The sequence below is a fragment of the Candidatus Eisenbacteria bacterium genome (assembly GCA_005893275.1).
Lineage (GTDB): Bacteria > Eisenbacteria > RBG-16-71-46 > SZUA-252 > SZUA-252 > WS-7.
Genome location: VBOW01000014.1, coordinates 13,862 through 24,541 on the forward strand (window position 1 = coordinate 13,862; position 10,680 = coordinate 24,541).

The following is a 10,680-nucleotide window of genomic DNA, read 5'->3' on the forward strand; positions in this document are numbered from 1 at the left end:
GACGTCCGGCTTACGAGCTCGCGGCGATGAGCCCGCCCGCGGCGCGGATCGCCTCATCCGGCTGGATCGAACGAAGGCATCCGTACCCGATCGGACACGTGCGGCGGAAACAGGGGGAGCATGGGTAGCCGGCGTACAGGTTCCGCACCCAGGGGGCATCCGCGGCGCTCCAGACGGGGCTCGTCGATCCGAACACCGCGACGGTCGGCCTCCCGAGCGCTGCCCCGAGATGCATGACGCCCGAGTCGTTCGACACCACGAGATCCGCTCCGGCGAGGAGCCCGGTCAGCGTGGAAAGATCGGTGGCGTCGACGAGGCTTCGAGCCGAGCCCCCCGCCATACGCTCCGTCTCCGCCGCCGGTACCACGTCGTCCTGCGTGCCGACAAGAATCGAGGTCACGCCGAAACGCGAGTCGAGATGCCTCGCCACCGCCGCGAAGCGCTCGGGATCCCACCGCTTCGCGGGGCCGTAGGCGGCACCCGGCGCCAGGACGGCGTACGGCGCGCCGCCGCGCCCGACGCCCCGGAGCAGCTCCACCGCGGCCCGACGCTCTTCCGGGAGCGCGGTGAGCCGCGGCACAGGATCGCGCACCGAGAGCCCCGCCGCGCGCGCGAGCGCCGCGTACTCTTCGACCCGGGGCGCGGCCCGGGATGGCGCGGAGCGCGGGACCCGCCGCGTGAGCAGGGCGCCGCGAAGCTCGGCCGCATATCCGATCCGGTCCGGGATCAGAGCGAGGGCGGCGAGGATGGCCGACGAGAGCGAGTCCGTGAGGAGGAGGGCCGCGCCCGGGCGCGCGCGCCTCAGCGCGCCGGCCGCGGCGAACCGGCGCTCGCGGGACCAGGGGACGAACTCGGCCGAAGGGAACCGGGGCACGAGGAGCGGCCCGAAGCCGGCGGGACCGAGAAAAATCACCCGGCGCGACGGATCCTCCGCCGCCGCCGCGACGACGGGAAGGGCCTGGACGAGATCCCCGAGCCAATTGGGAAGGCGGACCAGAAGCGGACGCGGTGGGGAAGCCGACGAGGACACGAAAGTCCCCCGACTAGGGGATGACGCCCAGCTCGCGGCCGACGTCTGCCAGGATGGCGAGCGCGCGATCCAGATCCTCGTCGGAATGGGTCGCGGTCACGATCGTGCGTAGACGGGCCTTCCCTTTCGCCACGGTGGGATACCCGATACCCTGGGCGAAGACCCCGCGCTCGAAGAGGCGGTCGGAGAAGCGCATCGCCAGCTCCGCTTCCCCGACGAGGATCGGCGTGATCGGGGTCTCGCTCGATCCCGTGTCGAAGCGGAGGCGCCGCAGCCCCTCCTTGAAGCGCCTCGTATTCGACCAGAGCCGTTCGATCCGCTCCGGCTCCTGCTCGAGCACGTCGAACGCGGCGAGGCAAGCGGCCGCGGCGGCGGGTGGATGCGAGGTGCTGAAGAGAAACGGCCTCGCGCGGTGGTACAGATACTCGATCAGGCTCTTCGAGCCGCAGACGTAGCCGCCGAGCACGCCGATCGCCTTGGAGAGCGTGCCGACCTGGACGTCGACCTGTCCGTGGAGATCGTAGTGATCGACGGTGCCCCGGCCGGCGCGGCCCAGGACGCCGCTTGCGTGCGCGTCGTCGATCATCATGATCGCCCCGTGCGACCGCGCCAGCGCCGCGATTTGGGGCAACGGGGCGATGTCCCCGTCCATGCTGAAGACCCCGTCCGTGATGACGAGGCGTCGTTTCACGTCCTTGGTTTCGTCGAGCACCCTCGTGAGCCCGGAAACGTCCCGGTGGGGAAAGACCCGGATCTCCGCGCGCGAGAGCCGCGCCCCATCGATGATGCTCGCGTGGTTCAGCTCGTCCGAGATGATGAGGTCCCCTTTGCCGAGCAGCGAGGAGACCGTCCCCGCGTTCGCGGCGAACCCGCTCTGAAACACGACGGAGGCTTCGGTCTTCTTGAAGGCGGCGATCCGCCGCTCGAGCTCCATGTGGAGCTCCATCGTGCCCGCGATCGTGCGGACGGAGCCGGACCCCACGCCGAGCGAGCGGACCGCTTGGAGGGCCGCCTCCTTGAGCTTCGGGTGGGTCGTGAGGCCGAGATAGTTGTTCGAGGAGAGATTGATGACTTCGCGTCCGTCGAACCGCGCCCGGGGAAGCTGCTCGCCTTCGAGCTCGCGGAGCGTCCGGTAGAGGCCGTCGCGCTTCAGCTGGAGGATCGCGTCTTCCAGATACTGGAGCGGGCTCTCGGTAGCGGGTGAGGCGCTCACGGGTGATCCCGCTTCAGGACGATCTTTCCCGCTTTCCCGGAACGCTGGAGGCCCACAGCTTCCTCGAAATCGGACCAGCCGAGCACGTGGGTGAGCACAGGGCGCACGTCGAGCTTGCCGCTCAGAAGCAAAGCCTCCATGCGGTACCATGTTTCGAAAATGAGCCTGCCGTTGATTCCCTGCACCACGGCTCCGCGGAAGATCACTTCCTTGGCCACGTCGATCTCGAGCGGCTTGGACGGAATGCCGAGGAGCGAAACGCGGCCACCGTTCGCGAGCGCCTCGAAACCGTCCCGGAACGCGTCGGGATGTCCCGACATCTCGAGCATACCATCGACGCCCCGGCCCTGGGTCTTCTCGAGGATTCGCTTCACGATCGCATCGCGCTCGACGTTCAGGACCAGGTCCGCGCCCATCCGCTCCGCAAGCTCTAGCCTCAAGGGATTCTTGTCGACCGCCGCGACCCAGGACGCTCCCGACGCCTTGAGCACCCCGACGGCGAAGCACCCGATCGGGCCGCAGCCGAAGACCGCGAACTGGAGACCGGCGACCGGGCCGGCGAGCGCGGTGTGCACCGCGTTTCCGAGCGGATCGTGGACCGCCGCGATCTCCTCGGGAATATCGGGGTGGAGCTTCCACACGTTCTGCTCGGGCAGGACGACGAAGTCGGCGAACGCGCCCTGTCGGTCGACCCCGAGGATCTCCACTTTCTCGCAGAGATGCCGCAGGCCGCGGCGGCAGGCATAGCAAAGGCCGCAATACACGTGGGTCTCCCCCGTCACCCGATTCCCCGGTTGGACGGAGCGGACGTCACCGCCGACCCAGTCCACGATCCCGGTGAACTCGTGCCCGAACACGAGCGGCGTCTTGATTCGGGAGGCGGCCCAGCGGTCCCAGTTCACGATGTGGAGATCCGTCCCGCAAATCGCGAACGCGGTCACGCGAATGCGGACATCCTTGGAGCCGCCTGCCGGCACCGGGGCCTGGACGCGCCAGAGTCCGGGCTCAGGCTTGGTTTTTTCGATGGCCCACATGCGGTCGACGGTCACTTGAGCCGGTGTGGCGGTCTCGAGGGTCACAGGGTCGCTCCTCTCCGTGAGCGCAAGGTCCAGAGTCGATGGATTATGGGAGAGGAGTCCCCGGAATCAAGCCCTTTCCCCTCCGGCGCGGCGGCCGCGCTAATACCCTCGCGCGCGGTCCACGCGATTTTGGAGCGGCTCCCCGGCGCGGAATCGCAGCCAGTTCTCCGCGAAGTCTCGCGCCAGGGACGGAATCACGCTCGCGCCCGCGACGTGCGGGGTGATCCAGACATTCTCCCTGCCTCGGAGCGGATGATCCCCGGGCAGAGGCTCCTCGCGGAAGACATCCAGAATCGCCGCCCGCGGCTTTCCACGGCCGAGCGCGCGAACCAGCGCCTGCTCCTCCACCGTGCCGCCGCGCGACACGTTGATGAACGTGGAGCCGGCCTTCATCGACGCGAAGCGCTCCGCATTCCAGAACGACTCGGTCTCGGGAGTGAGCGGAAGGAGATTCACGACGACGTCGGCCCACCCGAGAAGCTCGGCGAGATCCCGGCCTTGGGAATCGTGCGATCGCCGGTCCTCCCCTCCTCCGCCGCGCCGCACGCCGGCGACGTGCATCTGGAACGCGCGCGCCGTGGCGGCGATCTCGAGACCGATCGCGCCCATGCCGACGACGAGAAGATTCTTCCCCGCGATCGAGTCCGGGGTCCAGCGCTTCCAGGACCGGTCCGCCATCTGCCGCAGGGCTTCGTCGACCCCGAGCGTCTGGGCGAGCAGGTAGCCGAAAACGTGCTGCGCCATCCTCTGCGGAAAATCCCCGACCGTCCGCGTGAGGATCACCTCCGTCCCCCACTCCGGGCGGAGAAACCAGTTCTCCACGCCGGCCCATCCGCTCTGGATCCAGCGAAGCCTGGGGAGGCTGAGCGGAGATTCGGGAGGGGCGCCGGCGCAAAACCAAACGGTCGCCTCCTCGAAGCCGCGGGCGTCGAGCCTGTACCACGGCAGCTGCTCACCGGTTTCCTCCTCGACCGCGCGCGCGAGCCCTTCCGGGTCGGAGCTCGTGATGAGGACGCGCTCGCTCACGCGCGCGACACCGCGGCGGCGCTCGCGGCGCCCGCCCCGTCGAGGGCCCGGGCGAGGGCCCGGAACGTCAGATCCGGATCGAGCCGCTTCATGCACGCGTGGTGCCCGAGCGGGCAGCGCGAGCGTCCGTGCACGCCGCAGGGACGGCACCCGACCTCGATCTCCGCGACCTCGTCGAGCGGGCCCTGGCGCGCAAATCCGAACTGGGGCACGGTCCCCCCGAACACGCCGACGGCGGGGATGCCGAGCGCGGGCCCCAGGTGGAGCACCGCGGAGTCGTTGGACACGACGGCCCGGGCGTGCGCGGCAAGGGCGGCGAGCTCGCGAAAGGGCAGCGCGAGAAGCGCCCCTTCCCGCCCGGGCAGAAGGGGCATGAGCTCGGCCGCGGCCCGCTCCCCGGGCGCCACCGCATAGAGCGACTCGAGCCCGCGCTCCCGCTCGATCCGATCCGCGAGGGCCACGAAGTGTCTCGCGGGCCACCGCTTGGTTTCCCAGCGCGCTCCGGCCCCCAGCAGGATGAATCCCCTCGCAAGCGCGCCCCGTCCCGCCCTCTCCGCCCCGCGCTCAAGCTCCACGTCGGAGAGAGCGCGGCGGAGCCAGGCCTCCGATCCGCCCGCCGGGTCGAGGCCGCAGAGCCGGCGGTACGTTCGAAGCAGCGGCGGCACGGGGGCTGGCTTGAGCCAGCGCGCGTATACCATGAGCCGCCGTCTCAGCGCGTACTTCGGAGGCAGCCGGTGCTTCGCGTCCGAGAAGGCCGTCCGGACCCGGAACGAGCGCCAGTTTCGGTGGAGGTCCAAGATCTCCTCGACTCCGTCCCGGCGCATGGCATAGATCAGGTCGCGGAGCGACCCCGAGATGCACGACGGCGTGGGCGCATACCCGCCGTGGCGTTCTCGGACCGCGTACACGCGATCCACGTGGGGATGCCCGCGGAGGAGATTCGCGTACCGCTCCTTGGTCACGAAGAGCACGCGCCGGCCGGAATCCTCCTCTTTCAGGTACCCGGGAACGTGTGCGGCGAGAAGCACGTCGCCCAGCGAGGAGAACCGGACGACCGCCGCCGCGCGGCGGTGGAGCACGTTAGCCGGCCTGGTCCGCGGCGAGCGCGTCCGGGAGGGAAGCGAGGGCGCCGCGGGGGTCGCTCTCCGCCAGCCGGAACTGCAGACGGTGGAGCTTCTGATAGAGCCCGGGGCGTTTCACCAGCTCCGCATGGGTTCCGGTCTCCACGATCCGTCCCTGGTCCAGGACGAGGATTCGATCGGCGCGCTGGATCGTGGAGAGGCGGTGCGCGATGACGAACACGGTGCGGCCCCGGAAGAGCACCTCGAGCGCCTCCTGGACCAGAAGCTCCGACTCGGAATCGAGATTCGAGGTCGCTTCGTCGAGAAGGAGGAGCGCGGGGTCCTTGAAGATGGCCCGCGCGATCGCGATCCGTTGCCGCTCCCCTCCCGAGAGGCGCAGCCCGCGATCGCCGACTTTCGTATCGTACCCCGCCGACATCTCGCGGATGAAGCGGTCGGCGTTCGCGGCGAGCGCGGCGCGGCGGATCGCCTCCCCATCGGCCTCCACCACGCCGTAGGCGATGTTGCGCGCCACGGTGTCGTTGAACAGCAAGGGATCCTGCGTCACGATCCCCATCATCCGCCGGAGCGATCCCACGTCGTAGTCGGTCAAGTCGTGGCCGTCGAGGAGGATTCGGCCTTCGGTTGGATCGTAGAAACGCGCGACGAGGTCCACGAGCGTCGATTTGCCCGAGCCGCTCGGCCCGACGAGCGCGACGACCTCCCCCGACTCGACCGAGAACGAGACGTCGCGCAGGACCGCGGGGCCGTTCCCGTAGCGAAAGCCCACGCGGTCGAATTCGATCCCGCTCCGGATCGTCGAAACGGCGCGGGCGGCCGGGCGACTCACGATGGCCGGCTGGGTGTCGAGAATCCGGAAAATTCGAACCGCGGCCGCGAGCCCTTCCTGGAGGGTGGCGTTCACATTGCTCAGTGATTTGAGCGGGCTCATCAGCTGGAGCATCGCGAAGAGGAAAATGAAGAACTGCTGCGGTTCGAGCGCACGCTGGAGCAGAATCTCATGGCCCCCGTACCAGAGAACGCCCGTCGCGGCGACGACCCCCAGGTACTCCGAAATCGGCCCCGCCATCGCTCCGAGCCTGCGCTGCTTGACGAACGCCCGGAAGTAGTCGCGCGCGGCGTCGGCGAACCGGCGTTTCTCGAACTCCTCCATCGAGAACGCCTTGACCACCCGGATCCCGCTCAACGTCTCGGCCAGGATCGAGTTCAGGTCGGCCATCCGCTCCTGCGTGATCGTGCTCCTCTTCCGAAGCTTCTTCCCGAGCCAAACGATGAGGGACAAGGACGGCGGTATCACGATGAGCGAGAGCAGGGCAAGCCGCCACGATGTCCAGAAGATCCAGAACATGCAGACGACGAGCAGAAGCGCGCTCTTGATCAGGTTGCTGAATCCGGCGGCGAGCGCCCCGCGCACCAGCGCGATGTCGTTCGTAAGGCGTGAGAGGAGACCCCCGGTGCGCCGCGTGTGGAAGAAGGAGAGCGACAGATCGTGGAGGTGCGCATAGAGCTGGTTTCGAAGGTCGCGCACCACCGCTTGCTCGACCCAGACGGTGAGCACGCTTTGCAAGTAATCGAACAGATTCTTCAAGAAGAACACGACCAGAAGCGCCAAGCAGATTCGCGTCAGGGAGCGGAGCGGATTTCCGGTGAGGAAGAAATGCTCGAACCAGGTTCGAAGCGACTGCTTCCACTCCGTGACGCGCGAGGCGAGGGCGCTCCATGCGCCGGGAACGCCTCCCGCGGGCGAGAGGCCCGGGGCCTTGCGGCCTGCCGGCGCCCGATCCGGTTCCACGGGCCCCAGGGCCCCGAGGATCGCCGCCGTTGCGTCCCCCCCGGCCGGCGTCCCGGCCCGGGCGCTCGCGGAAGCGGCGGGATGCGGCGTAAACAGAATCTTCACGAACGGGGAGATCATGCCGATCGTGACGCCGCTCGAGAGCGCGAAGCCGGCCATCAGGAACGCGGTCAGGATCAGCCTGCCGCGATACGGTTTCAGGTACCGGAGAAGGCGGAGCGAGGTGCTCTCGGAATTCATCGGCGGGTCGGAGAGGGCGCGCGCATGCTACGCGGCGGGATCGGTCGGATCCGACGCGATCCGATCCAGCCAGTCGAAGTTGCGCACGAACGCTTCGTTGAAGTCGTACCCGCGGGCGAAGTCGCTCAGCTTGTCCTGCTCGGTCTTGCCGAGGAGACCCTCATCCACGAGCTGGAAGACAATCGCGCCGAAATCCTCGGTCCGGATGATGCCCCATTGCTCGAACACCGTCTTCGCCAGCGGACCGAACCGCGTGAGCGCGAGGCGGCGGATTCCCTCCAGGAGCTCCTCTCCGGAGACGTGGCGGATCTCACCCAAGCTCTGGACCGTGAAATGCACCGCGTCGAGTGTAAACCGGTACGCATTCGCTCGGTAGCGCCCGTGCTTGTGCTCCAGATCCAGAAGAGCGTTCTCGAGATCGGCCGCCATATCAACGCACGTCCCGACGGGTGAGCATGGTGTCGCTTCGAAATCGGTCGAGGGGCCTGTGGTGGTCGACATTGTAATGCAGCCCCCGGCTTTCCTTGCGCCTGAGCGCGCAGGCCACCATGAGGTCCGCGACGAGTCCAATGTTCCGAAGCTCGACCAGGTCGCTGTCGAGCCGGTAGCGCCAGTAGTCCCGCTCGATCTGGTCGCGCAGGACGTCGACCATCGCGGCCGCGCGCCTCAACCGTTCGTCGCTCCGGACGATGCCCATATAGTCCCACAGCACCCGCCGGAGCGCATCCCAATTATGGTCGAAGATCACCTGCTCTTTCGGCGCGATGGCGCCGTTCATCCGCCACGCCGGGAGCCTGGGAAGGCCGGCTCGCTTCTCGTCCAGGAGCTGTGCCAAGACGGCCCGCCCCGCACGCCGCGCGAACACGAGCGCTTCGAGCAGCGAGTTCGAGGCGAGCCGGTTCGCCCCGTGAACGCCGGTGCACGCGACCTCGCCGCACGCGTACAGGGCCGGGATCGCCGTGCGCCCGTCCAGATCGGTCACGACGCCGCCGCAGATGTAGTGCGCGGCCGGAACGACGGGGATCGGTTCGTGGAACAGGTCGTAGCCGAACCCGCGCACCCGGCTCGTGATGTGCGGAAACCGTTTCTCCAAGAGCCTCTTCCCCAAACGCGCCATATCGAGCAGGACGAACTTGTCGCCGCGGCGTTTCATCTCGGCATCGATCGCCCGCGCGACGATGTCGCGCGGCGCCAGGTCCCGGAGTCGATGATATCGATGCATGAAGGGTTTTCCGTCCGTGGTGAGAAGCCGCGCTCCTTCTCCGCGGACCGCTTCGGAGATCAGGAACGATTTGGCCTCGGGGTGGAAGAGACACGTGGGATGAAACTGGATGAACTCGAGGTTCGCCACCGGAGCGCCGGCGCGGAATGCCGCCGCCAGCCCGTCCCCCGTCGCGATGTCGGGATTCGTGGTGTAGAGGTACGCTTTGCCGGCGCCTCCGGTCGCGAGCACCGTGGCGCGGGCCGCGCACGCGCGGATTTTCCCGGTGGCGCGATGAAGCACGTAGGCGCCCCAGACCCGGTCGCGCGCGGCGGGGATCTTCCTTCCGGCCAGGTGCTTCGACTCGAGGATCAGGTCGACCATGATCTGATTCTCGAGAATCGAAATCTTGGGGTGGCGTTCCGCGAGGCGGAGGAGCGTCGTTTCGATCGCCCGCCCGGTGCGATCCTTGGCGTGGACGATGCGGCGCCGCGAGTGCCCGCCCTCCCGCCCCAGGGCGAGCGTGCCCGGGGCCTTCGGATCGCGATCGAACCGGACGCCGAGCGAGACAAGGTGCGCGATCTCCCCGGAGCCCTCCTCGACCAGCACGCGGACCGATTCCGGGTCGCAGAGCCCGGCCCCGCACACGAGCGTGTCCCGCTCGTGGAGGTCGAGCCGATCGTCCTCTCCGAGCACCGCCGCGATGCCGCCCTGCGCGTAGTTCGTGTTGGACTCGTGCCCCTCGCGCTTCGTGACGATGAGCACGCGCGCGAACCGCGCCGCATGGAGCGCGACGGAGAGCCCCGCGATCCCGCTCCCCACCACCAGCACATCGCTTTCCAGCTCGTTGGACGATCGCTTCATGGCTCCCTCGCTCGGGGAACCATTCAGCCTAGACGATCCGCGCCGCCTCCGCCACCGCGGCGCGCAAGGGGCGCAGCGCCTCCTCGACGGGATCCAGCGGAGCGATCCCGGTCCGGAGCACCCGCACGGGCAGGGCCGGACGCAGAGCCGCGGGCCACCGCGGCTCGTCTTTCTCGGTGATCAGGATCTCCTCGGCGCCCTCGCGACGCGCGCGCTCGGCCGCCGCCTCGAGCGAGACCTTGGTCCAGCGGGCGTGATCCGGATAAACCGCGTGAAGACGAATGTCCGCCCCAGCGGCGCGAACGAAGCGCTCGAGCCGGCGCGGCGCGCCGATTCCCGAGACGAGGGCGACCCGCCCTCCGGGCCGCAAGGGCTCACCGGCCGCGGGCTCGCCGACCGGTGTGAGGCACCGGAGCGTGCGCGTGAAACGGAGCGACGGAATCCCGGGCGCGAACCGGGCGACCCAGGCCCGGGTCGCGTCCGGAACCTGCTCGCGCGGGTCCTCGAGGAGGAGGACGATGCGGGTCGCCTCGCGGAGCGTGGAGAGAGGGCGCCTCAGCGGCCCCGCCGGAAGAAGCGCCCCGTTTCCCGCGGGAAGGCGCGGGTCGAGCACCACCCAAAGCTCGTCCCATCGGATCCCTCCTTGTTCCCACCCGTCGTCCAGCACGAGAACGCGCGCGTCGTATCCGAGACGGAGCGCCCGTGCTGCCCGCCACCGATCTGGGTCCGCGGCCACGACCGCCTCCCGGGGGAGCGCCAGGCGGTGCGCGATCGCCTCATCGCCGAAACGCCCCGCGAGCCCCAGGAGCGGATATCCCGCGAAGTCCGGCACCACACCTCCCTCGCGGGACGCCCCCCCTGCGCCGTGGCCACGCAGGAGGATTCCGGAGCGCACCCCTGCCCCCACCGCTTCGAGGGCGAGCCACCGGGCGAGGCTGCTCTTGCCGACCCCGCCGACCGTGACGTTGCCGACCGCGATCACGTGGCAGTCCTCGAGCGTTCGCCGCCGGCCGGCGGCGCGACGCCGCGCGAGGCCCGATCCGGCCCGATAGCCGAGCGAGAGCGGCAGGAAGAGCTTGGTCCAGGGGAGCGTCCCGGGTTCCCCGGACCAGGACCGCTCGAAGGGGCCCGCGATCCCTCTCATGACGAAGCG

General features: G+C 69.1%; 9 protein-coding genes. All 9 read right to left on the reverse strand.

All coding sequences use genetic code 11. From position 1 onward, the window contains the following. Positions 1–10: 10 nt before the first annotated feature. Positions 11–1,117 (reverse strand): lipopolysaccharide heptosyltransferase II, encoded by a 1,107-nt coding sequence (gene waaF, locus E6K76_01640; GenBank protein ID TMQ60364.1) that lies wholly within the window; start codon positions 1,115–1,117, stop codon positions 11–13. Then, complete coding sequence (locus tag E6K76_01645; protein TMQ60365.1) at positions 1,044–2,243, reverse strand: glycine C-acetyltransferase; 1,200 nt, start codon at positions 2,241–2,243, stop codon at positions 1,044–1,046. Before E6K76_01645 ends, waaF begins: the two co-directional genes overlap by 74 nt. Beyond that, complete coding sequence (locus tag E6K76_01650) at positions 2,240–3,277, reverse strand: L-threonine 3-dehydrogenase (GenBank protein ID TMQ60484.1); 1,038 nt, start codon at positions 3,275–3,277, stop codon at positions 2,240–2,242. The genes E6K76_01645 and E6K76_01650 overlap by 4 nt, the downstream gene beginning before the upstream one ends. Positions 3,278–3,421: 144 nt before the next feature. Continuing rightward, positions 3,422–4,348, reverse strand: coding sequence for a D-2-hydroxyacid dehydrogenase (locus E6K76_01655; protein TMQ60366.1), 927 nt, complete (start codon positions 4,346–4,348; stop codon positions 3,422–3,424). Next, complete coding sequence (locus tag E6K76_01660) at positions 4,345–5,427, reverse strand: glycosyltransferase family 9 protein (protein TMQ60367.1); 1,083 nt, start codon at positions 5,425–5,427, stop codon at positions 4,345–4,347. The genes E6K76_01655 and E6K76_01660 overlap by 4 nt, the downstream gene beginning before the upstream one ends. A 1-nt stretch (position 5,428) precedes the next feature. Next, positions 5,429–7,462: an ABC transporter ATP-binding protein gene (locus tag E6K76_01665; GenBank protein TMQ60368.1), complete on the reverse strand. Its 2,034-nt coding sequence runs from the start codon at positions 7,460–7,462 to the stop codon at positions 5,429–5,431. 27 nt (positions 7,463–7,489) lie between these two features. After that, entirely contained in the window at positions 7,490–7,891 is a 402-nt protein-coding gene (locus E6K76_01670; GenBank protein ID TMQ60369.1) for a hypothetical protein, read from the reverse strand. A gap of 1 nt (position 7,892) precedes the next feature. Continuing rightward, the gene (gene nadB / locus E6K76_01675) at positions 7,893–9,527 is read right to left on the reverse strand and encodes an L-aspartate oxidase (GenBank protein TMQ60370.1); all 1,635 of its coding nucleotides are present in this window, start codon (positions 9,525–9,527) and stop codon (positions 7,893–7,895) included. A 28-nt stretch (positions 9,528–9,555) separates the two neighbouring features. Beyond that, entirely contained in the window at positions 9,556–10,671 is a 1,116-nt protein-coding gene (lpxK, locus tag E6K76_01680) for a tetraacyldisaccharide 4'-kinase (GenBank protein ID TMQ60371.1), read from the reverse strand. Positions 10,672–10,680: the final 9 nt, after the last annotated feature.